24 protein-coding genes are annotated in these 24,866 nt (G+C 69.9%); 14 read left to right on the plus strand and 10 right to left on the minus strand.

Annotated features, from left to right (window positions below; all coding sequences use genetic code 11):
- Window positions 1–20 precede the first annotated feature (20 nt).
- Window positions 21–383 carry a DsrE family protein gene (locus ACFP2T_RS03530; protein WP_192766689.1) on the plus strand — a complete coding sequence of 121 codons (363 nt, stop codon included), beginning with the start codon at window positions 21–23 and terminating at the stop codon, window positions 381–383.
- A gap of 44 nt (window positions 384–427) precedes the next feature.
- On the opposite strand, the gene ACFP2T_RS03535 is transcribed toward ACFP2T_RS03530, so the two are convergent.
- The 3 genes from ACFP2T_RS03535 to ACFP2T_RS03545 form a co-directional block, all read right to left on the minus strand.
- Window positions 428–1,171: a DUF6348 family protein gene (locus tag ACFP2T_RS03535; protein ID WP_377417150.1), complete on the minus strand. Its 744-nt coding sequence runs from the start codon at window positions 1,169–1,171 to the stop codon at window positions 428–430.
- Window positions 1,172–1,335: 164 nt separating this feature from the next.
- On the minus strand, window positions 1,336–2,202 hold the full coding sequence (locus ACFP2T_RS03540) for a hypothetical protein (protein ID WP_377417153.1): 867 nt from the start codon (window positions 2,200–2,202) through the stop codon (window positions 1,336–1,338).
- 212 nt (window positions 2,203–2,414) lie between these two features.
- Window positions 2,415–2,888 (minus strand): winged helix-turn-helix domain-containing protein, encoded by a 474-nt coding sequence (locus ACFP2T_RS03545; RefSeq protein WP_377417155.1) that lies wholly within the window; start codon window positions 2,886–2,888, stop codon window positions 2,415–2,417.
- 311 nt (window positions 2,889–3,199) lie between these two features.
- Here ACFP2T_RS03545 and ACFP2T_RS03550 point away from each other — a divergent pair, with 311 nt between their 5' ends.
- The 8 genes from ACFP2T_RS03550 (at window position 3,200) to ACFP2T_RS03585 (ending at window position 15,856) form a co-directional block, all read left to right on the plus strand.
- Complete coding sequence (locus ACFP2T_RS03550) at window positions 3,200–7,612, plus strand: S8 family serine peptidase (protein ID WP_377417158.1); 4,413 nt, start codon at window positions 3,200–3,202, stop codon at window positions 7,610–7,612.
- A 290-nt stretch (window positions 7,613–7,902) separates the two neighbouring features.
- A complete protein-coding gene (locus tag ACFP2T_RS03555; RefSeq protein ID WP_377417160.1) occupies window positions 7,903–8,370 on the plus strand; it encodes a nuclear transport factor 2 family protein in 468 nt (155 codons plus the stop codon).
- Window positions 8,371–8,523: 153 nt separating this feature from the next.
- Window positions 8,524–8,826 carry a hypothetical protein gene (locus tag ACFP2T_RS03560; protein ID WP_377417162.1) on the plus strand — a complete coding sequence of 101 codons (303 nt, stop codon included), beginning with the start codon at window positions 8,524–8,526 and terminating at the stop codon, window positions 8,824–8,826.
- Window positions 8,827–8,988: 162 nt separating this feature from the next.
- Window positions 8,989–9,591, plus strand: coding sequence for an alpha/beta hydrolase (locus tag ACFP2T_RS03565; RefSeq protein WP_377417885.1), 603 nt, complete (start codon window positions 8,989–8,991; stop codon window positions 9,589–9,591).
- A complete protein-coding gene (locus ACFP2T_RS03570; RefSeq protein WP_377417165.1) occupies window positions 9,588–11,534 on the plus strand; it encodes a serine/threonine protein kinase in 1,947 nt (648 codons plus the stop codon). The genes ACFP2T_RS03565 and ACFP2T_RS03570 overlap by 4 nt, the downstream gene beginning before the upstream one ends.
- A 22-nt stretch (window positions 11,535–11,556) precedes the next feature.
- The gene (locus tag ACFP2T_RS03575; protein ID WP_377417167.1) at window positions 11,557–13,932 is read left to right on the plus strand and encodes an FHA domain-containing protein; all 2,376 of its coding nucleotides are present in this window, start codon (window positions 11,557–11,559) and stop codon (window positions 13,930–13,932) included.
- A complete protein-coding gene (locus ACFP2T_RS03580) occupies window positions 13,929–14,576 on the plus strand; it encodes a hypothetical protein (protein ID WP_377417170.1) in 648 nt (215 codons plus the stop codon). The genes ACFP2T_RS03575 and ACFP2T_RS03580 overlap by 4 nt, the downstream gene beginning before the upstream one ends.
- A 32-nt stretch (window positions 14,577–14,608) precedes the next feature.
- A complete protein-coding gene (locus ACFP2T_RS03585; RefSeq protein WP_377417172.1) occupies window positions 14,609–15,856 on the plus strand; it encodes an NHL repeat-containing protein in 1,248 nt (415 codons plus the stop codon).
- A 15-nt stretch (window positions 15,857–15,871) separates the two neighbouring features.
- Here the strand turns inward: ACFP2T_RS03585 and ACFP2T_RS03590 are convergent, their stop codons facing one another.
- Window positions 15,872–16,810: a hypothetical protein gene (locus ACFP2T_RS03590; protein ID WP_377417175.1), complete on the minus strand. Its 939-nt coding sequence runs from the start codon at window positions 16,808–16,810 to the stop codon at window positions 15,872–15,874.
- Between the two features lie 191 nt (window positions 16,811–17,001).
- Between ACFP2T_RS03590 and ACFP2T_RS03595 the strand changes: the two genes are divergently transcribed.
- Entirely contained in the window at window positions 17,002–17,400 is a 399-nt protein-coding gene (locus ACFP2T_RS03595; RefSeq protein ID WP_377417178.1) for a helix-turn-helix domain-containing protein, read from the plus strand.
- Window positions 17,401–17,619: 219 nt separating this feature from the next.
- Here the strand turns inward: ACFP2T_RS03595 and ACFP2T_RS03600 are convergent, their stop codons facing one another.
- From ACFP2T_RS03600 to ACFP2T_RS03615, 4 genes are all read right to left on the minus strand, one after another.
- Complete coding sequence (locus tag ACFP2T_RS03600) at window positions 17,620–18,048, minus strand: hypothetical protein (RefSeq protein ID WP_377417181.1); 429 nt, start codon at window positions 18,046–18,048, stop codon at window positions 17,620–17,622.
- Window positions 18,023–18,688, minus strand: coding sequence for a hypothetical protein (locus ACFP2T_RS03605; protein WP_377417184.1), 666 nt, complete (start codon window positions 18,686–18,688; stop codon window positions 18,023–18,025). Before ACFP2T_RS03605 ends, ACFP2T_RS03600 begins: the two co-directional genes overlap by 26 nt.
- The gene (locus ACFP2T_RS03610) at window positions 18,688–18,951 is read right to left on the minus strand and encodes a hypothetical protein (RefSeq protein ID WP_377417186.1); all 264 of its coding nucleotides are present in this window, start codon (window positions 18,949–18,951) and stop codon (window positions 18,688–18,690) included. Before ACFP2T_RS03610 ends, ACFP2T_RS03605 begins: the two co-directional genes overlap by 1 nt.
- Window positions 18,952–19,196: 245 nt before the next feature.
- Entirely contained in the window at window positions 19,197–19,436 is a 240-nt protein-coding gene (locus ACFP2T_RS03615; protein ID WP_377417189.1) for a winged helix-turn-helix domain-containing protein, read from the minus strand.
- A 318-nt stretch (window positions 19,437–19,754) separates the two neighbouring features.
- Here ACFP2T_RS03615 and ACFP2T_RS03620 point away from each other — a divergent pair, with 318 nt between their 5' ends.
- The 4 genes from ACFP2T_RS03620 (at window position 19,755) to ACFP2T_RS03635 (ending at window position 23,466) form a co-directional block, all read left to right on the plus strand.
- Window positions 19,755–20,066: a DivIVA domain-containing protein gene (locus ACFP2T_RS03620; protein ID WP_377417192.1), complete on the plus strand. Its 312-nt coding sequence runs from the start codon at window positions 19,755–19,757 to the stop codon at window positions 20,064–20,066.
- A complete protein-coding gene (locus ACFP2T_RS03625; RefSeq protein ID WP_377417195.1) occupies window positions 20,063–20,401 on the plus strand; it encodes a hypothetical protein in 339 nt (112 codons plus the stop codon). Before ACFP2T_RS03620 ends, ACFP2T_RS03625 begins: the two co-directional genes overlap by 4 nt.
- Entirely contained in the window at window positions 20,391–22,343 is a 1,953-nt protein-coding gene (locus ACFP2T_RS03630; RefSeq protein WP_377417198.1) for a hypothetical protein, read from the plus strand. The genes ACFP2T_RS03625 and ACFP2T_RS03630 overlap by 11 nt, the downstream gene beginning before the upstream one ends.
- A gap of 187 nt (window positions 22,344–22,530) precedes the next feature.
- Window positions 22,531–23,466 carry an SDR family NAD(P)-dependent oxidoreductase gene (locus ACFP2T_RS03635; protein WP_377417201.1) on the plus strand — a complete coding sequence of 312 codons (936 nt, stop codon included), beginning with the start codon at window positions 22,531–22,533 and terminating at the stop codon, window positions 23,464–23,466.
- 88 nt (window positions 23,467–23,554) lie between these two features.
- On the opposite strand, the gene ACFP2T_RS03640 is transcribed toward ACFP2T_RS03635, so the two are convergent.
- The gene (locus ACFP2T_RS03640; RefSeq protein WP_377417204.1) at window positions 23,555–23,875 is read right to left on the minus strand and encodes a DUF1416 domain-containing protein; all 321 of its coding nucleotides are present in this window, start codon (window positions 23,873–23,875) and stop codon (window positions 23,555–23,557) included.
- Window positions 23,876–23,880: 5 nt separating this feature from the next.
- Window positions 23,881–24,729 carry a sulfurtransferase gene (locus ACFP2T_RS03645; protein ID WP_377417207.1) on the minus strand — a complete coding sequence of 283 codons (849 nt, stop codon included), beginning with the start codon at window positions 24,727–24,729 and terminating at the stop codon, window positions 23,881–23,883.
- Between the last annotated feature and the right edge of the window lie 137 nt (window positions 24,730–24,866).

Consider the following 24,866-nt stretch of genomic DNA (forward strand, 5'->3'; position numbering starts at 1 on the left):
GTTGATCCTATGCTGGCGGCATGGCTCGCACCCTGGTCGTCAAGGCCACCGCCGGTTCGGACTCGCCGGAACGCTGTGCCCAGGCGTTCACCGTGGCCGCCACCGCGGTCGCCTCCGGCGTCGACGTGTCGCTCTGGCTCACCGGCGAATCGAGTTGGTTCGCGCTGCCCGGCCGGGCCGAGGAGTTCGACCTTCCGCACTCGGCACCGCTGGCCGAACTGCTGCACGTGATCCTGAGCGGCGGCCGGGTCACCCTCTGCACCCAGTGCGCCGCCCGGCGGGAGATCACCGAGTCGGACGTGCTGCCCGGGGTACGGATCGCCGGGGCGGCGGTGTTCGTCGAGGAGTCGGTGGCCGACGGCGCCCAGGCGCTGGTGTACTGAGAAGGACCCGCGGGGACAGCCCCCGACACCGGGGGGTCTTCGGGTCAGCTCTGCCCGCAGGCGTCGGTCTCCGGGTGGACGAGCAACGCGAAGGTCTTGGCGAACACCGGCTCCGATGGTCGGGGCCACGGCAGGGCGAGCAGTGCCTTCCCGGATTCGGGGTGCTCGCGCCCGTTGATCCGTACCTCGGCCACCTCGGCGCCCGCGACCCCGCCGAACAGGATCTTGACTCCGTTCAGGTGCCCCCGGTCCAGGCCGCCCGAGATGACCGACGACAGTTGCGGGATCAGCGAGTTGTCGGTGGCCCACCCGGCGAGTGCCCCGGGCTCACCCCGGCCGAACCCGATGAAACCGGCGGAGATCGTGTGCCAGCCGAGGAAGCCGCCGGGATCGTTGCCGTGGTAGTGGTCGGCGAACTCGTTGGCCGGCCGCATCAACTCGACGACGACGGCGGCGGTCAGGGTTGCCCAGATCCCGACACCCTGCTGCCAGGCATCCCGGGCAGTCGCGCCGTACCCGGTCACGCAGTCGCTGATCGTGGTCTCCGCCGGTCGGTCCACGTTGAGGACGAAGTCGAGATCGAGGTGCTCGTCATGGTCGGTGTGGTTGTCCCGTAGGGCGACCGCCCAGCTTCCCGCCCCGGTCAACCGGCTGCCGTCGACGGTCGCCGTCCAGTCCGGGCCGAAGGCGTCGAGGCGTTCCGCGACGATTTTCAGCACCTCGGCCGTCCGTCCGGACTGGACGTCACCGTCCGGTCCGTTGCGCGGCCACTTCCCCACCGGTGTCATGCGGGGGACGGTATCAGCGCAGGATCATCGATTCCGGCCCGCTGCGACCGGCCCGCTGCGACCGGGCCGCTCCGACCGGGCCGCTCCGACCGGGCTGGTGCGACCGGGGTCCGAGGTCGCGGAGGGGCGCCGTGGCCCGGGACAGCCTCCGGGCACCGGTGGGATCAGGCGGGGCAGCCGGTGGTGGTGGCGACCCGGATCCGGCCGTCGCCGCTCTCGACCACCACGCTGACCGCGCCGGCCCGGTAGGCGTACACCTCGGGGGTGTCGGTGACCACGACGGTGCCGACGGGCCGCGGCAGCACCGCACCGGGCGGACCGGTGGAGGTCCCTCGGCCGGCGGAGCGGGCGGTCCGGACCGTGCCCTGGCCCGGGCAGTCGACCGCGATCAGGTCCACCGGGTCGAGATCGGTCGCGCCGAGCGCGGTGAGCACCCGGACCGGATCCTCGTCGGTCGACGACGGCGGCGGCGTCATCCGGTCGTCGGATTCGCCGGAGGTCGGCCGGCAGCCGGTCTGCACGGTCAGGCTCACCACGCCAGGTTCGACCAACTCGCCCTCGACCGCGACGAACTCGCCGGCATCGGCCCGCAGCGCGTCGGCGGCACCGTCGGACCGGTGTCGGACACCCGCCTGGTACGTCGCCGGCAGCCGACTGGCGATCCGGTCGAGTACCTCGGGCGCCTCCGCCTCGGGGGCGCGGATGGTGATCGCCGCGTCGATGGCGGCACCGCTGCGGAACAGCGTGATCTCACAACCGGTCCGCAGCCGTCGCTCGGCGAGTTCGACGACGACGTCCGGTCCGGCCGCCGCGACGAGGTCGCCGAGTGCCCGGTCCACGACCGGCCCCGCCTGCTCGATGCTGCGCTGCTCCCGTACGGTCGGATCGTCGTGGCGCACCGAGACGTAGGTCGCCACCAGCAACACCACGATCCAGCCCGCGAGACCGGCGGCCAGCCAGCGCCGCCGCCGCTGGGTGCCCGGGGGGTCCGGCTGGCCGGGCGGTGCCGGCCACGGGGCGTCTGTGGTCACGCCCGCCATGGTGGCACGGCGGCTCCGGGCCGGCGGGACCGCCGTCGGCGGACCGGAGCGGCTCCCGTCGGCGGACCGGAGCGGCTTCCCCGGACCGCCGCTGATCAGCGTCCCGGGGTGGCTCCGCGGAACCGCGCTCGATCAGCGTCCGTGGCCACCAGCGAGGCCACGTCGGTGGTGTCGGTCGTGTCCTTCGCCGGTCCGCACGCCGATCAGTGTCCCGGTGCGAGGCGGTAGCCGACGCCCCGCACGGTCTGCACCTGCGGTCCACCTTCGACGGCGCGCAACTTGCGGCGCAGCCGCTTCACGGCCGAGTGCAGGATCGCGGTGTCGCCCAGGTAGGCGCCACCCCAGACCGACCCGAACAGCCGTTCGTAGGTCCACACTCCCAGTGGCGCACTGGCCAGCCGGGCGAGCAGTTCCCGCTCCAGCCTGGTCAGCGCCAGGGGCTCACCGCGCCAGGTCACCAGGTGTCCACCCGGGTCGACGGACAGGTCGCCGAGACTCACCGGGCCGGACTCCGGGTCCGCGCCGTTGCCGGTCAGCGGAAACAGCATTGCCCTCAATTCGGACAGATCCGCGCAGATCACGACGGTGCCGAAGTCGTCCAGGCGTCGAACCACTCGTTCCCGCACCGCGACGTCCGTAGACACGCACACCACTAGCGGGACTTCTCCGTTTGCCACCCCACTCCACTCCTCCCCCGTCGGCTCCGACAAGACAAACCCGTTTGGCCGGGCGAGTCAACAGCGACGCTAACCGATGTCCGTCAGATAGCAGGCCCCTGACCGAGACACGCCTGGTTACTGCCCAAATACTGGCCGACACCGGGCATTGATCACTACCCCTGGGCGCAAGAGCATTACTCCAAGCCGATGTGGGGGGCGCTGTCCGTGAGCAAACGTCGGACCCACGCGTGCCGACAGCGCCGGACGTCCCGGAGCTGGGTGGGCCGGCACCCGAACGGATCGGGATGCCGAACATTCGGGGAGGACCCATGCCGCATCGACCCGGGCGCAGCAAGGCTGGCCGGCCAAGACTCTGGCGGATGACCGCCATCGGGCTCGCCGTGATCCTCGGCCTCACCGCGCAGCCCGCAGTGGCAACGGCGGCCGGACCGGAGGCCGGGCCGGAGGCCTCGGTGAGCGCCGAACTGCTCGCCGAACTGGCCGCCGAGGGCACCGCCACCTTCACCGTCTACCTGCGGGAACGGGCCGACCTGAGCGGCGCGGCGAAGCTGGCCGACTCGGACGACCGGGCCACCACGGTCTACCGGCAACTCACCGGCACGGCAGACCGCAGCCAGCGCGGACTCCGCGCGGAGCTGGACAAACTCGGCGTGAAGTACCGGTCCTTCTGGATCGCCAACGTGCTCCGGGTGCAGGGCGGTCGGGACCTGGTCGACACCATCGCGGCACGCGCCGAAGTGGAAAGCATCGAACCGAGTCGCACCTACGAACTGATCAAACCTGAACCGATCCGGGCAACCACCGACGCCGGCACCAATGCGGTCGAGTGGAACCTCAGCAACATCGAGGCCCCCCGGGTGTGGTCCGAGTTCGACACCCGGGGTGAGGACCTGGTCGTCGCCAACATCGACAGTGGCGTCCAGTTCGACCACCCGGCGCTGGTCGGTGCCTACCGGGGCAACACCGGCGGCGGCACCTTCGACCACAACTACAACTGGTTCGACGCGGCCGACGTCTGCGCCAGCCCGGCACCGTGCGACAACAACGGCCACGGCACGCACACCATGGGAACCATGGTCGGTGACGACGGTGCCGGCAACCAGATCGGCGTCGCGCCCGGAGCCCGCTGGATCGCCGCCAAGGGCTGCGAGACCAACACCTGCTCCGACGGCTCGCTGCTCGCCGCCGGTGAGTGGGTGCTCGCGCCGACCGACCTGAACGGCGACAACGCCCGGCCCGATCTGCACGCCGACATCGTCAACAACTCCTGGGGCGGTGGCCGCGACGACGAGTGGTACAAGCAGACCGTCGAGTCCTGGCGCTCCGCCGGCATCTTCCCCAGCTTCTCCGCCGGCAACGACGGCCCGGGCTGCAACACCACCGAGAACCCGGGCGACTACCCCAACACCTACGGGGTGGGGTCGTACGACATCAACAACACCATCTCCAGCTTCTCCGGCCGGGGCTCGTCCAGCATCGACGGCGGAATCAAGCCGAACATCTCGGCACCGGGCAGCAACGTCCGGTCGAGCATCCCCGGCAACGCCTACGGGACGGGCAACGGTACGTCGATGGCGGCCCCGCACGTCTCCGCCACCGTCGCGCTGATCTGGTCGGCCGCCCCGGCGCTGAAGGGCAACGTTCCGGCCACCGAACAACTGCTCGACGACACCGCCACCGACGTCGACGCGCTCACCTGCGGCGGCACCGTCGACGACAACAACACCTTCGGCGAGGGCCGGCTCAACGCGTACCAGGCGGTCAACGCCGCACCGCGCGGCGACGCCGGCCGGGTCACCGGCACCGTCACCAAGGCCGGCACCGGAGACCCGGTCGCCGGTGCCCGGGTGGTCACCGGAACCTTCAGCGCGGTCACCGGAGCGGACGGGAAGTACGCACTGGTCCTACCAGTCGGAGTGCACGAGCTGACCGCCACCGCGTACGGCTACACCGCCGGCACGGCGACGGTGACCGTTGCCCGGGGTGACGTCCTCACCCAGAACTTCGGGCTGGCGGCGGCGCCGATGGTCACCGTCTCCGGCAAGGTCACCGACGGCTCCGGTCACGGCTGGCCGCTGTACGCCAAGATCGAGGTCTCCGGTCGCCCCGACGGCCCGGTCTACACCAACCCGGTGACCGGCGCCTACTCGTTCACGGTGCCCGGCAACGCCGGGTACCAGCTGACCACCACGGTCAACTACCCCGGATACCGGCCGGTGACCACGGACGTCGCACTCGGCACCGGAACCCGGACCCTCAACATCACCGCTCCGGTATCGCCGGGCTGCACCGCCGCCGGCTACCTCGCCGGGATGAGCGAACCGCTGCTCTCGGAGAGCTTCGACGGCACCACGGCTCCGGCCGGCTGGTCGGTGGTCAACCGCACCGACAAGGGCGGCTGGGCGTTCAACGACCCGGGAACCCGGACCAACCTGACCGGTGGTACCGGCAACTTCGCCATCATCGACAGTGACAAGCTGGGCAGCGGCAACACCCAGGACACCGACCTGATCCCGCCGGCACTGGACTTCTCGGCGGTCAACGCGCCGCTGCTGCGGTTCAACAGCGACTGGCGGGCCGTGGGCACCGGCGACACCGCCGACGTCGACATCTCGACCGACGGCGGCACCACCTGGACCAACGTCTGGAAGCAGACGGCCAGCCGGCGCGGCCCACGGGTCGAGGAGGTCCCGCTGGACGCCGCGGCCGGTGCGGCGGACGTCCGGGTCCGGTTCCGCTTCCGGGGCACCTTCGCCTGGTGGTGGGAGGTCGACAACGTCCAGGTGGTCAACCGGCTCTGCACGCCGAAGCCGGGTGGCCTGGTCGCCGGCTTCACCACCGACGCCAACACCGGCGCGGCGTTGAACGGGGTCACCGTGGCCAGCAACGGCCAGCCGGCGGACCGGGGCGTTTCGGCGGCGACGCCGGACGACCCGAACATCGCGGACGGCTTCTACTGGCTCTTCTCCAGCCTGACCGGCGCGCAGCCGTTCACCGCCAGCCTCGCGCCGTACCAGCCACTGAGCAAGTCGGTGACGGTGGTCGCCGACAGCACCCGGCAGGCCAACTTCGCACTCCGGGCCGCCCGGCTGACGGTCACCCCGACCAACCTGGAACTGCATCAGCCGTACGGCAGCACCCGCAACGTCAAGGTGACGGTCACCAACACCGGAAACGCGCCCGCCAGCGTGCAGTTGCTGGAACGGGGCGGACAGTTCAGCATGCTCTCCGCCAAGGGCGCCGAGCTGGTCGAGCACCGGATGAAGGGGATCAGCAAGAGCCGCACCGGCATCGCGTACGGCGCCGGAACGGACACCGCCGCGGCGGCACCGCTGGTCGACGAGGCCTGGACCCGGGTCGCCAACACGCCGGCCTCGGTCTTCGACAACTCGGCGGTGACGCTGGGCGGCAAGGTCTACTCGATCGGCGGCGGTAGCGGCACCGGCAACGAGCGGAAGACCTGGGTGTACGACCCGGCGGCCAACACCTGGGCCGCGTTGCCGGACATGCCGACGGCCCGATCAAAGCCGGCGGTCGCCGCGCTCAACGGCCGGATCTACGCCGTCGGCGGCTGGGGCGCCGGCTCCACGCCGGTGGCCACGGTCGACATGTTCAACCCGGCCACCGGCAGCTGGAGCACGTTGCCCGGGGTGACCAACCCGGAGCCACGGGCGGCAGCCGCCTTCGCGGTCGCCGGCGGCAAGCTCTACGTCGTCGGTGGCTGTGCCGACAACGAGTGCTCCGCGGACTCCGCCGACGCGACGGTGTTCGACCCGCTGACCACCCAGTTCAGCAGCGTCGCCGACTATCCGCAGGGCGCCTCCTGGATGTCCTGCGGCGGTATCGGCGGCAAGGTCTACTGTGCCGGCGGGGTCGGCGCGGCGGAGTTCAAGAACGGGTACGTCTACGACCCGGCCGGCAACACCTGGTCGCCGCTGCCGGACATGCCGCTCGACCTCTGGGGCTCTCAGTACGCCGCGGCCGGCGGCATGCTCGTACTGGCCGGCGGGGCGACCGCCAACTCGACGGTGCTCACCAACCGGACGGTGGCGTACGACCCGGTGGCCGGGGCCTGGGTGAACCTGCCGAACGCGCAGTTCGCCCGGTACCGGGGTGCCGGCGTCTGCGGCGCGTACAAGGTCGGTGGCTCGCCGAGTTCGTTCGTCGGGTCGGCGGAGACCGAGCGGCTGGGTGGCCTGGAGGCCTGCCTGGAGGCCGACCAGGCGTCCTGGCTGACCACCGAGCCGAGCACCTTCACCCTGGCCGCCGGGGCGTCCAAGGTCGTCACGGTCAGCCTGACCGCCACGGCCGCGGCCGGCGTCGCCCAGCCCGGCACCTACACGGTGGATCTGGGCCTGGTCACCGACACCCCGTACCCGGTCCCGGTGATCGGGGTGGAGATGAACGTCTCCCCGCCGGGGACCTGGGGCAAGATCCAGGGCACGGTCATCGGCCGGACCTGCGGCGGCGCCGAGGTTCCGCTGCTGGCGACGGTCCGCGCCAACCTGGTCGGCGACCCGAGCACCGGCTACACGTTGTCGGCGAACAACCAGGGGAAGTACTCCTGGTGGCTGGCGAAGGGCCGGTACGACGTCATCGTCGCGAAGGACGGCTGGGTGCCCCAGGTGAAGCGGCAGCAGATCCAGCCCAGCCTGGTCACCACGCTCGACTACGTACTCGATCCGGTGAACCCGTGTCCCGCCCGGCTCGGCGGGATCTGACCGGCGGACCGGCCGGGTGTTGACCCGGAGGTAGGCCACGACCGGCGGTGCCCGTCGTCCCGGCAGGGGCGGCGGGCACCGCCCGTTTGCCCCGGTCGGGCCGCTTCGGCGATTTCTGCCGATCGGCCCGGGGACCGGGTCCCGCCTTCCTAGGCTGGGACCAGCACCGCCGACGACGTACGCCGGCAGCACCGTTGACCACGCACGCCGGCAGCACCGTTGGCCATGTACGCCGGCAGTATCCGTACCGAGTACGCCGGCAGCATCCGTACCGATGCCGAGGAGAGCAGATGGCCGCACCTTCTCCGGTGCCTCCGTTCACCCGGGACACCGCCATCCAGAAGATCCGACTGGCCGAGAACGCCTGGAACTCCCGGAACCCGGAGAAGGTGGCCCAGTCGTACACTCCGGACTGCCGGTGGCGGAACCGGGCCGAGTTCATCAACGGGCGGGACGAGATAATCCAGTTCCTTCACCGTAAATGGGCGAAGGAACTGGAGTATCGCCTTATCAAGGAACTCTGGTCCGTCGACGGCAACCGTATCGCCGTACGCTTCGCCTACGAGTCGCACGACGACTCCGGAAACTGGTTCCGCTCGTACGGGAACGAGAACTGGGAATTCGACGACAACGGCCTGATGCGGGTACGACTGGCGAGCATCAACGACGTACCGATCCAGGACGCGGACCGGAAGTACCACTGGCCGCTCGGGCCGCGCCCCGACGATCATCCAGGGCTGAGTGACCTCGGCCTCTGAGCGGTTGACCTCGGCCGCTGACCGCCGACCGGCCGACGACCGCACATCGGCGATTGCCACTGGAATCGGCATTGATCAATTGTTGGCGCCGATCATCGGGTGACTGATACTTTGCCACCGCTGGATCGACTGCGATCAACGCGGGGGCCTGGCATGACGGTGCGGGTGAACACGCCGGAGTTACGGAGCCTGGGCGGCAAGGTCATTTCCGTCGGGAGCGATCTGAAGAACAACAATTCTTCGGCCGAGGGCAAACTCGCCCCCGCCAAGGGTGCGGGTTCCGCCGGATGGGCCACCTCCACGGCCGCCGCCACCGCGTCGCAGGGCTGGCACGACTACCTGAACGGACTCGTCGGCCGGCTGGAGAAGGCGGGGCAGGCGATGATCGACGCCGCCAACAACTACCAGTCGTCCGACGACCGGGCCGCGAACCGGTCCGGCAGGGCGGCAATCTGATGCCGGGTCTGACCTCCGAGGCGCTGCTGAACGTCGACGCGAAGTCCTTCCGTACGGCCGCGACCGGCTGGGGGACCTGGCCCAGGCGATCGACGACCGGGCCGACGCGCTGGATCCGCGGCGACCTGGAGCGGGTCGACCGCCGAGGAGGGTGCCGGCGACCTGCGGCACTTCCAGTCCGGGCTTCGGGTCACCCACGAGGGCGACTCGTCGCACAACGTGGTGCTGGGGCACAGCTACGGCACGACGGTGATCGGGCAGACCGCCTCGGAGCAGGCGGGACTGAACGCCGACGATCTGGTGCTGGTGGCCAGCCCCGGCGCGGAGGTCGGCGGCGCCAAGGACCTGAACATCACCGGCGGCGATCCCACGAAACACGTCTGGGCGACGACGGCCAAGAACGACTTCATCCAGAACACCGGTCTGGAGGACATCCCCGCCCGGACGGCCGGATCGAGATACGCGTCGGGCCGGCGCCAGTACGCCGCACCGAACCCGTCGGTGCAGTCGTGCGGCACGGGCACCGGTTCCACCCGCGCGTCGCCGAGCAGCGCGGCGAGCCGGTCGACCGGTACGGCCCGGGTGTCGTCGAAGGCCGCCGCCTCCGGCAGGTACTCCCTCAGCAACCGGATAGGTCCTGGCGCCGAGCACGCCGATCCGGCTCCGGCCGTTCCTGCCTGCGAACCACCGCGACGCCTGGTCGGAAGTGGAGGTTTGCGATATGAAAACAGTTTTGGATTCGTCAGCACGACGCTGGCAGGATGATCGCCGTGTCGGATGCGCAGTACAGTTACGTGGGGCCGCCGGATGCACCGGACCGGTACGAGCTGATCGAAAGGCGCGCCGCTGGCGGCGAGGGCGAGGTCTGGCGAGCTCGCGAGCACCACGGGAACGTGGCGTTCGCGTACGCGGTGAAGATCCTGCGGGTTCCCGGCGAGGACCAGACCGACCGCGGCCTGGAGGGCCTCCGCCTACAGGCAGCGCTGGCGACCCAACTGGAGCATCCGGCGCTGGTAAAGGTCAAAGAGGTCTTCGTCGGCCCACCGCCGCACGAGGCCGGCAGGTCCACAGCGGACGCCGCACCACGGCTCTACTTCGTGATGAAGTGGATCGAAGGCCGCAGCCTCCAGGAGATGCTGGAGGGTGGTGAGGTACGCGGGTTGGACATCCTCACGCCGCTGGAGCCGATCGCCGAGGCCATCGACTACCTGCACAGCGGCCGGGACACTGACGGCATACCCGTCCTGCACCGGGACATCAAACCAGCCAACGTCCTGGTCTCCAGCGCCGGACGGGCGTACCTCGTGGACTTCGGCCTGGTCCGGCTGCACAGCACCAGCGGCACCGCCCGGCTGTACGGCACGGCGCCGTTCATGGCACCGGAGTCCCTGGCCCGGGGCGAGTACACCCCGGCCACGGACCGCTACGCCCTCGGTGCGACCGTCTACTACGCCGTGACTGGCGAGATGCCGGTGCCAGGCGACATCGACGGCATGACCCAGCGGCTCACCCGGGCGCTCGGCCCGGGGCAGGACCGGATCATCCGGGGAATCGTGTCGATGGTCGCGGTGACCGCCGAGCGCCGGCCGGCCGCCGCAGCGGCCTGGGTCACCGCGCTGCGCGGTACACCGCTGGAGACCTCGGTCGGCGAGGCACCGAGGCCGTTGCCGCCGCCCACCTCCGCACCCTCGGACTACCCACTTCCGCCCGGCTCCCTGCCACCGGGCAGCCCGGCACCGTCAGGCAACCCGCCGCCGCCCACCTCCGGGCCCCCCGGCTACCCGCTCCCGCCCACCTCCGGGCCCCCGGGCTACCCAATGCCGCCGGGCTCCCTGCCACCAGGCAGCCCGGCACCGTCAGGCAACCCGCCGCCGCCCACCTCCGGGCCCCCGGGCTACCCAATGCCGCCCGGCTCCCTGCCACCAGGCAGCCCGGCGGCGCCGGGCTACCCGCCGCCGCCCAACGCTGGACCGTCCGGCTACCCGCTGCCGCCCGGCCCGGGACCGTCGGGCTTTCCGGGGCAGCCACGGAAGAAGTCCAAGGTCCCGTTGGTCATCGGAATCGTGGCGGCGGTCCTCTTCGCCGCCTGCTGCGTCCCGCCGGTCTGGAGGGCCGTCCAGGACGGTCTGCCCAACAGCATCGGTGCGAGTCCGACCCCCAGCATCGACCGTGCCTCCCCACCGCCGGAGGTCACCGCGCTGGAGCCCGTACTGCTGTCGGTGGCCGACGTCGTCTCCGCGATGAGGCTCCCAGACCGCGACACCGCCAAGCGCAGCTCCACCAATGACGCGCTGCACAATGGTCTGGCCAAGCTATCGCTCTGTTCGGACGGCAACGTTCGCGGTGATGCGATCGGGGCGCACAGCAGCAACGGTTACTGGGTGACCACCGGTCAGTACCCCTACCTCGGCTCGGCGGTGGCCGGTTTCTACGGCAACGCGGCCGACCCGTTCCTCGACGCCGTGCGCAAGGCGGCCGAGCGGTGCGGGTGGCGACCCTTCACGGTGCCGAAGTTGGGTCAGGAGGCGTTCGGGATCACTGTCAGCGGCTCCAGCGGCATCTATGCCATGATCTTCGTCCGCTCGGGGCAGGTGCTCTTCCAGGTCGCGATCCAGAACGACTACCAGGGTGGCAGCTACCAGAGCGACCTGATCAAGATGGCGACATCGATGGCCAAGCGGCTGCCGAAACCCAAGGCTGGCCGGTGACCAGGTCGGGGTCGGTGGCGGCGTGAGCGCCATTTTGCTGGTCGGCGTGCCCGACGAGGACGGGGAACGCCGGATCACGGCGGACGGCGGGCCGCTGCGAATCGGGCGTGATCCGCTCTGTGCGATCGTTCTGGAGGACTCGCGAGCCTCCCGGGAGCACCTGGAACTCAGCTATCGGGCCGGACGGTGGCACCTACGGGATCTCGCCAGCCGAAACGGGACGTTCGTCAACGGCCAACAGGTGCACGAACTCGAGATAACGGACGCCTACGCGGTACGGCTCGGCAACGCCGTCGACGGTCCGGTGCTCACATTCCGGCCGGCCGGGCAGCCCGCTCCCCCGCCGACGGTGACCGACTCGGCGCAGCCGGGCCTGTTGACCGAGGTACGGCCGAGCAGGTACGAGGCCGGTGCCGAGCCGCCATCCGGGGCACGGTTCGCGCTGGGCCGTACGCCGTCGGCCAGCTACCGGGCCACGGACCGGATCCGGATCGGGCGGGCGCCGGACAACGATATCGTCCTCGACGACCTGCTGGTCTCCCGCTATCACGCCGACCTCGTCCGGGACGGTGCCGGATACCGCGTCATCGACCTGGGTACCCGCAACGGCACGTACGTCAACGGGCGGCAGGTCGAGCAGGCAGTGCTGTACGCCGATGACCTCCTCTCGTTCGGACACCACCAGATGGTGTTCGACGGCGCCACGTTGCACGACTACGTCGACGCCGGCCGGGTGTCGCTGCGCGCCGAAGGGCTCTGGGTCATGGTCGGCGCCCGGAACCTGCTCTCGGGGGTCTCGTTCGACCTGGACGAGTGCAGTCTGCTCGCGGTGGTCGGCCCGAGCGGCGCCGGCAAGTCGACGCTGCTGGGGGCGCTGACCGGCAACCGCCCGGCCCAGGCCGGCACGGTGCACTACCAGGACCGCGACCTCTACGCCGAGTACGCCGACCTGCGGCACCGCATCGGTCTGGTGCCGCAGGACGACATCCTGCACCGCCAGCTCACCGTCCGCCGCGCCCTGCGCTACGCGGCCGGGCTGCGCTTCGGCTCCGATGTGACCCCGGCGGAGCGGGATCAGCGCATCGACGAGGTGCTCGGCCAGCTCGCCCTCACCGCGCACGCCGACCAGCGCATCGACACGCTCTCCGGTGGACAGCGCAAGCGCACCTCGGTGGCGCTGGAACTGCTCACCGAGCCCTCGCTGCTCTTCCTCGACGAGCCGACCTCCGGGCTCGATCCTGCGCTGGACCGGGACGTGATGCAGGGCCTGCGCGAGCTGGCCGACCGCGGTCGCACCGTCGTGGTGGTGACGCACAGCCCGCTGCACCTGAGCGTGTGCGACCGGGTGCTGGTACTCGCCGCCGGCGGCAAGGTCGCCTACTTCGGTCCGCCGGACAGGCTCCTCGAATTCTTCGGGGCGGCCGACTACGCCGACGTGTTCACTGCGGTCGCCGCCGAGCCGGACGTCTGGGCGGCCCAGTTCGCTGCCACCCGTACGCCAGCCAAGGCCGGACCGCCGACCGAACGGCCTGCGACGGACGCGCCGCCGCCGCGCCAGGGCTGGTGGCGACAGATGGCCATCCTCACCCGCCGCACGGTCGCGGTCACTCTCGCCGACCGGTTGTACGCGGCACTCTCCCTCGGTCTGCCGGTGGGTCTCGCCGCTCTGCTGCACGTGGTTCCCGGATCCGACGGTCTCGGGCTGCCCGCGGGAGCGTCCGGGCGCAGCACCGAGGCCGCCGAACTGCTGGTCATCCTGATCATCGGTGCGGTATTCATCGGGCTGGCCGGTGGCATCCGAGAGTTCGTCGGGGAGGGCGCCATCTACCGCCGGGAACGCGCGGTGGGCATGGCGCCCGGCGCGTACCTGTGCGCGAAGCTGGCCGTGTTCGCCGTACTGAACGCGCTCCAGGCGGCGCTGTTCGTCCTGCTCGGCATCGCCGGCCGGCCGGGGCCACGCGAAGCGCTCGTCCTGGGTGTACCGCTGGTCGAGCTGATCGTGGTGATCTGGCTGACCACACTGGCCGCCACGGTGCTGGGCCTGCTGGTCAGTGTTCACGTGTCCACGAGCGAGCAGACGATGCCGGTACTGGTCGGGCTCGTGATGGCGCAACTCGTGCTCTGCGGCGGGCTGTTCGCCGTGGTCGGGCGCCCCGGAATCGAACAGCTCTCCTGGCTGGCCCCGGCCCGCTGGGGATACGCCGCCGCGGCTGCCACGGTTGACCTGCGCGGGATAATGCTGAAACCCTCGACAGACGCGCTCTGGGCCCACACCATTGGCGCCTGGAACTGGGCGATGGCCGTCCTCGCCGGCCAGACCATACTTCTGACCGCGGCGGTGCGGTGCGCGCTCCGCCGCCACGAGCCCGCACTGCAGAGCCGGAGGAACCGCAGGTGAGCCGCCGCAAGGAAGCTTCCGCCGCCCTCGACGCCGTCCTGCGCGACGGCTGGAGCAGCGCATGCCGGCTGTACGAGCACTTGGCGCGCGGTGGCCAGATGGTCGCCCTGCCGCCGACCGGGCTGCGGCTGGGCCAGAACGAGACGATCTTCGGCGACACGGTGTTGGGCTACGCCCGCTTCTACGGCACCTCCGCGCAGTACCGGGAGAGCAACAGCTTCTGGTTCGGCTCGACGGGATTCGTGCTCGCCGGCATGGCCAGTGACGCCATCAGCAACGCCAGTGCCCGCAGCCGGGCCCAGGCGATGGCGGCGGCGCAGTGGCGAGACCAGGCGCAGGTGCGGATGGTCCTGACCAATCAGCGGCTACTCGGGGACTACCAGGGCAACCTGCTGAGCTTCTGGCACAATGGCGTACAGGAACTCGCCGCCGATCTGTCCCAGTGGTCGTTCGTGCTCCGCTACCAGGAGGGCAATCCGTTGATGCTGCACGGCCCGGCGGCCCCGTGGTACGCGGTCGCGATCGCCTGGCAGATCTTCGGCCCGGAGGGCATGCGACTCCCGGCGCTCGCGCCGATAACCGCGGCAGTCGCGCAGCGGACCCGTGCCATCACGGGCGAGGTCGTCCCCGACGGCGGGTCGTGATCGGGTCAGCGACCCTCTGTCAGGGTGTTCGGGTGACTCGCCAACCTGGTGTACGGGGCACGGCAGTTCTGTCCGCCGTCGTGGCGGTACTGGTGGCGGGTTCACTCGGCTCCTGCGTCCGGTTCGGGGCGGCGTCGGCGTCCGACTGCTCCGAGGACGGGCGGATCGAAATGCCGGCCGGACGGGACTCGCCCGGATCGCCGCCAGCCGGCCAGCCAGCGCCGGTGCCGGTGCCGGAGGCGCTCTGGGTGGCCGACGGTTCGGGCACGCTGAGCGCCGTCGACGGACGTACCAACCAGGTCACCGCCCGGGTCGGCATCGGTCGCTCGATCGGCCCGCCGATTCTGGCGGTCGGCGGCGGGCTGGTCTGGGCGTACCAGAACGACGGCCGGATCGACCTGGTCGATCCGGTCAGGGCCCGGGTGACCGCGTCGGCGGTCGTCGTTCCGGCCCGGCCGCTCGCCGACAACCGGCTGTACCACGGACACGGGTCGCTGTGGATCGCGCAGCCGGGGCGGTTGTGGCGGGTGAGTCCGGCCGGGAAGATTTCGGCGATCCCGCTGCCCGCCGACTTCAAGCCGACGATGCTCGCGGCGACCGGACACTGGCTGTGGCTGGCCGGCGGCCGGCGGCTGGTTCGGGTGGACCCGACGACCGGGGCGACATCCATAGTGGATGATCTGCCCGGCGACACCGGAATCGGGCAGTTGCTGGGTACCCGGGACAGCCTGCTGGCGGTCGGATGGAATCAACCCGAGATCTGGGTGCTGGACCCGGACACCGCAGCTCCGAGGTCGTCGATTCCGCTCTCCGACAGCGAACTGGTCAGCGGGATGTACGACGTGGGCGGCGAGGTGTGGGCGACAGGCAACTGCGGCAACGTCGTACGGGTGGGTGAGGTGGCCGAGCCACAACTCCACAAGGTACGGGTCTCCGACGTGTCGCAGGACTTCCCCGCCGCGGTCGCGGCCGGATCGTTCTGGGTCGCCGACCAGGTTCGTTCCGAGGTCGTCCGGATCGACCTCCGGACCACGGAGGTGCTCGCCCGGTTGCCGGTCGAGGCCGCCGACCCCGACGATCCCGCCTTCGCGGTTGTCGCGGGTCGGCACAGTGTGTGGCTGCTGGACGGCGATGTCGCCGGCACCCGCATCCTGCGCGTCGATCCGGAAACGAACCGGGTGCTCCGTCTACCATCGTCCGTCGGCGCGTCGCCCGCCGACGCGTCGTTCGGGGTGTCCGTTGTCGTCGCCGCACCACCGACAGCCATAGCCCGGGAATGAGCACGGTCGGCGGTGTCACTCACTGCCGGGTCTGGGGCGGTCGCCGGGGATTTCGCTGACGGCGGCGTAGAAACGCCACTGGTCCACCCGGACCGACGGGTTGGTGACCCGGATCCAGGAGCCGTCGTCGAAGGTGATCGTCATCGGAAAGGACAGGACCCGCGTTCCGCTGTGCTGGGCGTCGATCCGGGCGATGTGCCGGCGGTCCATGCTCCACAGCACACGCGGCTGGCGCCGGTCGGGCTTGCCCTCGTCCGGGCGGCGCCCCATCCGCAGCAGGTGCAGATGGGTGTCGGTGACCGCGAGCGGCGTACCGGTGAAGCGGGTCAGGAACAGCAGCATGCTGCCGGCCGAGCTGGCAAGCTCACCGCTGAACGTGTACCGCCGCTTGTAGGCGATCTCGGCCAACTGCTCGGCGAGCGGCCGGTACGCGCTGAGCCGGAACATCGCCCGGAACGCCTCCTGCTCCGGGGGCAGCGGCAACGGCTGCCGACGCTCCTGTTCCGCCTCGGGGGCCTGGGGAGGAGTGCTGGGCTCCGTCGTACCCGGCATGGTTTTCTGGGCGGTCACGCCCGTGGCGACGTCGATCGGGAGCATCACGATCTCGGCAGCGCGGCGTACGGGCCAGATCACCGCCTCCACCCAGAGAGCCGGGTTGACGATGTTGAGCAGGCCGAAAAGGGTACGGGGATCGAGCGCCTCGCCGACGTTCCTGGCCATCTCGTCGGCGAACTGGCGGCCCACCTTGTGCAGTTCGGGCAGCCGGATGGACTCCAAACCGACGTAGTGGAGGGTCTGGCCGGGCAGCAGTGGCTCGACCAGGGCCCGCTCGGGCTCGTCACCGAAGCCCGCCGTGACCTCGTCGCGCCACCCTCGTGCCTTGTCCCCCAGGGCCTTCGCACCCTTGAGGCCCGCCTCGGTCAGCCGACCGAGCCGATCCCACGCACTCGACAAGACGCCTCCCCCGGGTTGGCCGCTGTCGGCCGTACTGTGCTGCCTGCTGTCGCCCGACGACATTCTGGTCGATCCAGTCGCCGCCAGTCACGGCTCGCGCAGGCATCGGGGACGACCCGGTCTGCAGTCGCTCGGTTCGGCGAATGGAAGACGATCAAGTACTTGCATCTCCACCTGCTGGAGGTTGAAGGGTGACCGGTGTGGATGAGCGGACGCTGTACTCGATCGGGGACCTTGCTCGGCGCACCGGCTTGCCGGTGCGCACGATCCGGTACTACTCCGACGTCGGCGTTCTGCCGCCCACCGACCGCAGTTCCGCCAACCACCGACGCTACGACCTGACCGCCGTCGCTCGCCTGGATTTCATTCGCACGCTGCGTGAACTCGGCCTTGACCTGGCCACCACCCAGCGGGTGCTGGCCGGCGAGATCAGCGTGGCGCGGGCGGCGATGGCCTGGTCCTTCGGGAATCTGGCCTACCGACCGGAACGATGCCGCCGTCCCTGCAACAGCGCGACGACGAGCCACAGCGCGAGAACGCCCGATACGCACGCCACAACGACGCTCGCCGGGCGATCAAACCAAGGATAGAACCTGACCCACGAACGTACAGGTCGTAGCTGTAAGGAACAGCCATTGCGCAGCCCGAGGCGCCATGCTCATGCCGTTACTGCCTCGACGCTTGATCCTGCGGCTCCGGCCTGCGTCCACGGCATCGAGGCGGGCTTGTGCACCCAGAAGTGCAGTACCGCGAGTTGAGCGACGATGGCCTTCGAGATCCGGAAATAGTCCGGTTCGGCCCGCATGGCTCTACAAACGCGCCACAAGCTGAACAGCTTCGTCAAGCAAGGCATTGAGGTCGCGCTCAGCTACATCCTCCGCGCCCAACACGTGCATGATGGTCAGGGTTTGGATACGGCCCACCATCTCGGACTCGACGCCGTGATCAGAGGACGGGTCAAGTGCTGATCCGATCAACGCCTCGGCAGCGTTCGCATCAATGACCGCCGGATCAACCGGAGCAGCCCCTCGCATCTCAGCTACGAACCTTACGATGTCGGCCGCACTCGCATCTTCATCGAAGCGGCGGTCGACAGCCAAAAAGAACACCGCGCCAAGCAGCTTGGGAAAATCGTCCCACCCATCTGCGTCCAACTCGGCCTCGATGCGATCGTTCGCCTCGTAGTCGCCCTGCACCATCGTTCGAATGTACTCAACCATGGCTGGCTTGATTTCCATCTAGCTTCCTCTTTCGCCTGTTTCTAATCATGTTCAGTGTCCCCTTGACGCCTACGATGCCTGCGCCAATCGACATCAGGATCGCCGTGATGGGATGATCTACCTGCGGGCGTTCGGCAGGTTGGCTGGGACTCTTCGGCGTCACCGTCGTGGTCTGAGTCGGACCCCGTTCGTCCTTAATCATCTTGAGAAGGCCCTTGGATCCCGCCGTTACTATCTGTTCGCCCTGCTTGAGCCCGTCTTCATGGTCGGCCGCCTTCTTGACTTCCTGCCGCAGGAAAGCCTCACCCTTTCGGCCACGACGCTCCGTTTCACTGACAAGACGCTGGCCTTCTGGCATGGACCCTGGCAGGAGCGGCTCGGCAGGAGCGGCGCCGGGCGCGATGGCGTTGATGTAATTCGTCACATGCTTACGCGTCTTGTTGAGCAACCGAGCCACCTTGGCCGCCTTCTCACTGGCAGTACGGATGTCGGCAATTGCCTGTCGGATCTCTGGGTGGTCGCTGCCCTGGGCGGCTTCTTCATACCTGGCGAATGCCTGGTCGGCATCAGCCTGTGCTCGGCTAGCAGTGACAACAGCGGCGGCGAGTTTGCTGTCCACGGTGACCAGTTGGGCAACCACGGCGCCGATGCTGACCATCAGCCGAGTCGGGCTAGGTAGGCGTTTGCATGTCCCACCGCCGCAGCGAACCGGCGGGCGGTCAACTCAGTCTCGCGCTCGACATCCGCGAGTGCTGCGAGAGCATCGGTCACTTCTGGATGCTGGCTGTCGTGCAGCACCTGAGCGGCCAGTCCGCTGGCCTGGGCGGCGTCGGACGCTGCGCTCCGCAAGGTCGCGTTTCCCTCTTCGGCAATCCGATTGGCGTCTCTGACGGATGCCTTCAACTCCTCGACTGTGGTCATACCGTCCTCCCCACACCCGGGCGAGCGCCAGGCGAGCGGGAACTCGCGTGACGAGCACACCGACCGTCGATCTATCCAGGAACGTGACCGGACGAACACTATCGGAAACCGCGCCTCTCACGCAGCCCTCGGACGATCCCCAACGGCTGAACGCCAACGCCGTTGAACAGCCTCGATATCAGCACCAGTGTTCCGGTCACCGCTCGGTTTGGCGCGGAAACGGGACAGCTCGACAGGTGCCAGGGTCAGGGCTTCCGTAGCCAGGTCTTCGGATCGGTCACGAAGACGCCCTTGCCTTGGCGTCGGTTGATCGCCTCGATGGCCTCAAGCCGAACGAAGACCAGCTGGATTGTGGACGAACTGACCTTGTACTGCGCGCACAGCTCGGCGATCGACGGCAGCTTGTCGCCTGGCTTCAACTTTCCGGATCTGGCGTCGGTGGCGATCTCGTCGGAGATCCGGATGTAATCCGGGGTCGCTGGCATAGCACTCCTCGCGTGGCACCTCCAATCTGATCACGGCCCGAGGATTTTTGACAAGAGGAAGCCGTGTCTCTTGTCTTCAATGGCTTCAATGCCTAAGTTGGCAAGAGAGCACTCCTCGCGTGGCAGCAAGGAGCGCTCACCCCCTGGTCGGGGCGGGTAGCGGCACGAAAGGGGATCACCCGCCCCGGCCCCCTCGCAGGCGGCCCTGCGGTCGTACCGCCGATTGAGGTCGCGGTCGCAGGGCGGGCGGCCCGGCTCGCGTACGCCCCCGTCCACGACCCGGGCCACCCTTCCAACCCATCCATCGGGAAGGTGCTCATGCTGCGCAAGCTGTTCCGATTTCGCCCTCAGCCAGCCCCATCGCGGCTGACCACGATCTGGCCGCCGGCCACCGGCATCTACCACGCGGCGGCGGCCCGCCCACCGCTGACGGTGGGCCAGATCCGCACCCACCAATTCTCCGGCGCCCGCCGGGGCCTCGACCCGAACGAGGTACGAAGCTTCCTCTACCAGGTCGCCGACGAGCTGGCCGAGGTCCGGGCCGAGCTGTCCCGGACCCGTACCGAGAACAGCCGGATCAAACGCGCGCTGCGCGACTGGCAGTCCCGGCACCGGGCGGCCCAGTTATGACCAGAGAAACCACGGTCCGCGCGCCGGCCGACGACATCGAGGAATCGACCGACGAACCCCGGCAGCGGTACGTCGTCCACCTCACTGTGACCAGCACCGATCTCCCGGCTGCGCAACCGCTGGCTCGTACGCTCGCCCGGTCCCTGCACTTCCTGCCGGAGCTGCTCCCCGGCGAGACGGCGGTCTCCGTCGAAGACGAGCAGGCGGTGCGGCACCGGGTGTTCTGCGACCGGTTACTGGACGGCGGTCGTCGCTGCCCGTTGAAGGCCGGCCACATCGGCGCCTGCCATCGCATCAATCCCGATGAAGATCACGTCAGTCCCGATGAAGAGTGATGACGCCGTCCCGACCGTCGCCTGTGTCCGCTGTGCCGGTACGACGTTCACTCTGGACCGGTGCCGATGCCGGGACGGCGACGGCGACTTCCTGGTGGAGCAGCAGGTCGGCGGGCCGGACGACGACGGGCGTCCCTGGCCGGACTGCGAGCTGTGTGCCGGGGACGGCACGGTTGCCCGGCCGTGTCTGGAGTGCTCCGGCCATGGCCGTTGCCGCTCCCAGCTCGTCCTCACCGTCGCCAACCTGGACACCGGGGCGGTCGCCTCGGCGAGTGTCGTACCCGGATCGGTCGAGCCGACCCTCGGACCCGACGGCTGGCGGATCGCGCTCGGCCCGCTGCTGGCGGAGCTGGCCGGCCGGGCCGGCGTGGCACCGGCCACCCTGCGCGAGGTGTTCACCCTGGACCGGCCGCCAGAGCCGGACGGCCAGCTCAGTGTGCTGCTCAACCGCCGCTGGCGGCCCGACCTGGTCGCCGTCGACCGGCACGACCTCGAGGCCCGAGCGCTCGCCAACCGGTCGTACGCGCCGTGGCTGGTCTTCCTCGGCCGCACCGCCGCGCCCGACCGGCCCGACCTGGCCGGACACCTCGACCGGCTGCGCCGGCTGGCGGACCGCCTCTGCCTGGACCTGGTCGTCGAGGCCAGATCCACCGGGTACGGCACGCCGAGCTGGGACATCCGTTTCGAGACCTTCGGCGCGGGGGTGCCGCAGCGTCCGCACGGCGTCCACTCGGACCTGCCCACCGCGGTCGAACGGACCAGCGTCGACGACGCCTGCTACGGCCTCGCCGAGCGCTGCCTGACCGCCCCGGCCCACTACCTGGACCCACAGTTGCCCGATTCGCACCCCCTGCCGGGCGAGCCGGTCGAGCCGGTCGACGTCGACCAGCTCGAACGCCGGATCCTGCGGGACTGCGCGGACGCGCCAGGTGCCCAGGCGATCTGGCGCGACGGCCGGTGGCGGCACACCAGCCTGTACACCGCCGACACCACCACTACCCTCGCCGAACTGGAGACCGGGCAGGTCGCCCGCCAGCACACCGTCATCCTGGCCCGCACCTGGGAACCTCCGGCACCGAGTTGGCTCGGCGACCCGATTCCGCAGACGCCGTGCGGCGACTGCCACGGCACCGGCACCCGAGAGTGGCTGCTGCCCTGCCACGCCTGCGCCGGCAACGGGCGCACCTGCCAGGGCGCGGTGCTCACCGTCACAGATCTGGCCGGTCGGGTCGTACACCTGAATTGGCGGGCCGACGACTCGGCCGCACCGGCGATGCTGGTCGGCACGGAGCCCGCCGGCCAGCCGGTGGTCCAGCTCGCCGACCGCTACCGGCTCCGCCCCTGGGCCACCATTTTCGGGGTACGTCCCGACGAGCTGGTCGACCTCGACTCTGATCGTGCCGTCGACCACGATCTCCTGGACGGCATCGTCACGGTGGTCCGTCCGGGCGACGACCCGGCGGTGAGCCATCTCACGACGGTCAGTCGGGGCCGACCGGGCGGTCGACTACTCGTCTCCACCGCCGGCTGGGATGCGCCGCCGCTGACCCGGCTGGCCCGGGTCGTCCACGGGCTCGGTCTCGTCCTGCGGGTCGTCGTCACCGACCATCGGCACAACGCGGGCGACCTCCGGCTCGTCCAGGGGCTCCACTGGCAGGTGGATGCCGTCGGCACGCAGTCCCCGCCCGACGGCGCCGGTACGCCCTGGCACCGGAGCCTGCCCGAGGCGGTCGCGTACTGCCTGCGGTATCTCGGTTCCGATCTGCACCGCAGCCTGCCCACCGTGCCGGATCATCCGATCGGCGTTCCGCAACAACCGATCCCACCGGACGACCTCCCCGACCCCACCGGACGGGTACGCGAACTCGCCGCCAGGCATCCCGGGCAGCCGGTGACGGCCCGGCTCGACCGGACGGGTTGGCAGGTCCGGGTACCCGAGTGAGCCGGCCCACATTCCCGGGATGAGCGGTGCGTCGCGCGTCCCACCTCACGCTGCCCCGGGTGGCCAACCGGAGCTACCTCCGGTTACGTTGGGCGAGTAACGGAGGAGGCTCCGGTTCGGATACCTCCCTGCCGAACGGGAATGCCGGAACTCGGCATCTCGTCAGAGAGCAGAAGAAAGGCAGACCATGAACGACAGCCGCATCACCACACCGTTCGGCGCGCAGTCGACCGCCGCCGACGTCATCGCCGGAATCGACCTCGACGGTCGCCGGGCGATCGTCACCGGCGCCGCCTCCGGGATCGGCGTCGAGACGGCCCGTGCGCTCGCCAGCGCCAACGCCGAGGTGACCCTGGCTGTCCGCGACGTCGCGGCCGGCGAGCGGGTCGCCGCGGAGATCACCGCGAGCACCGGCAACAGCCGGCTCCGGGTCGCCCCGCTCGACCTCGCCGACCCGGCGTCGATCGCGGCGTTCGTCGCCGGCTGGACCGGTCCGCTGCACATTCTGATCAACAACGCCGGGATCATGGCCCCGCCGCTCACCCGGACCCCGCAGGGCTGGGAGATCCAGTTCGGCACCAATCACCTCGGGCACTTCGCCCTGGCCACCGGCCTGCACGACGCGCTTGCGGCAGCCGGCCGATCCCGCGTCGTGTCCGTCAGCTCGCGCGGACACCTACGCGCCGGGGTCGACTTCGACGACATCAACTTCGAGCGACGCGAATACGACCCCTGGGTGGCGTACGGGCAGTCCAAGACGGCCAACATCCTGTTCGCGGTCGAGGCCGACAAGCGCTGGGCCGCATCGGGAATCACCGTCAACGCGGTGCACCCCGGCGCGATCGTCGCGTCGAACCTGACCCGGTACATGAGCAAGGAGGAGCTCGAGGCCGCGACGTCCACCGGTGAAGAGTTCAAGACCCCGGAACAGGGCGCCGCCACCTCCGTACTGCTCGCGACCTGGCCGGCGCTCGACGGAGTCGGCGGGCGGTACTTCGAGGACTGCAACGAGGCTGTCCGGGGCGCCGCGGAACGGTCGGGCGTGGCCGAGTACGCGCTCGACCCGGAGGCGGCCGCCCGGTTGTGGCGGGTGTCGACCGACATGCTGGTGGACCGGATCTGACCAGCGGCAAGGCCCTGAACACCAAGGATCCCGCCGATCGGAGTACAAGATCGGCGGGATCCTGGTGTCGAACCAGTCGCGGTACGGGTCAGCCGACGGTGACGGCAACCTCGTTGATGCCCCGGCCGGCGGTGATCGCGGTGTCGCCGTTGCCGTGCCGGGACAACGCCCGCAGCGTCCAACTCCCCGGTGCGGCGAAGAACCGGAACTGGCCTGCCGGCGAGGTGACCACCTCGGCGGTGAACTCACCCGTGGAGTCGAGCAGCCGGACGTACGCCCCCGGAACGGCCTCGCCGTTCTCGGAGCTGACCACTCCGGTGATGACGGTTTCCTTCTCCAGGTCCAGACCCGCGGGCAGCGGAGCCGCCTGGTCCGGGGCCGCGCAACCGGCCGTGACGGGAACGGTCATGGTGCTCACGCCTCCCCCGGCTCATCGCCGAGCGCCACCGGCACACCGACGAGCGAGCCGTACTCGGTCCAGGAACCGTCGTAGTTCTTCACGTTCTGGTGACCCAGCAGCTCCTTGAGGACGAACCAGGTGTGCGAGGAGCGCTCGCCGATCCGGCAGTACGCGATGGTCTCCTTGCCGTCGTCCAGCCCCGCCTCCGCGTAGATCTTGCGAAGGTCGTCGTCGGACTTGAAGGTGCCGTCCTCGTTGGCGGCCTTCGACCACGGCACGCTGATCGCGGTCGGGATGTGCCCGGCGCGCTGCGCCTGCTCCTGCGGCAGGTGGGCCGGGGCGAGCAGCCGGCCGGCGTACTCGTCGGGGGAACGCACGTCGACCAGGTTCTTGCTGCCGATCGCTGCGACCGCCTCGTCGCGGAACGCCCGGATGGTGAGGTCCGGCTCCTGCGCGACGTACTGCGTCGCCGGGCGGGACACGGCGTCGGTGACCAGCGGACGACCCTCGAGCTCCCACTTCTTGCGGCCACCGTCGAGGAGCTTGACGTCGCCGTGCCCGTAGAGCTTGAAGTACCAGTACGCGTAGGCGGCGAACCAGTTGTTGTTGCCGCCGTAGAGGATGACGGTGTCGTCGTTGCCGATGCCCCGTGCGGAGAGCAGCGCCTCGAACTGCGACTTGTTCACGAAGTCGCGGCGCACCGGGTCCTGCAGGTCGGTCTTCCAGTCCAGCTTGATCGCACCGGCGATGTGCCCACCGTCGTACGCGGTGGTGTCCTCGTCGACCTCGACGAAGACCACGCCGGAGGCGTCGAGGTTCTTCTCGACCCAGTCGGCCGAGACGAGTGCGGTGTCGCGACTCATCAGATCACTCCTTGGTGAGGATTGTGGTGAGCCTGCGCGTGTGGGTCGACTGATGTTGTGGTCGCAAGTCACGCGCGGGACCCATTGATTGGACGGATCACGGGTACGTGCGACGGCGCCGCTGCCGGGCGTGGAAG

The organism is Plantactinospora solaniradicis (genome assembly GCF_042658085.1).
In the GTDB taxonomy this organism is placed as follows: domain Bacteria; phylum Actinomycetota; class Actinomycetes; order Mycobacteriales; family Micromonosporaceae; genus Plantactinospora; species Plantactinospora solaniradicis.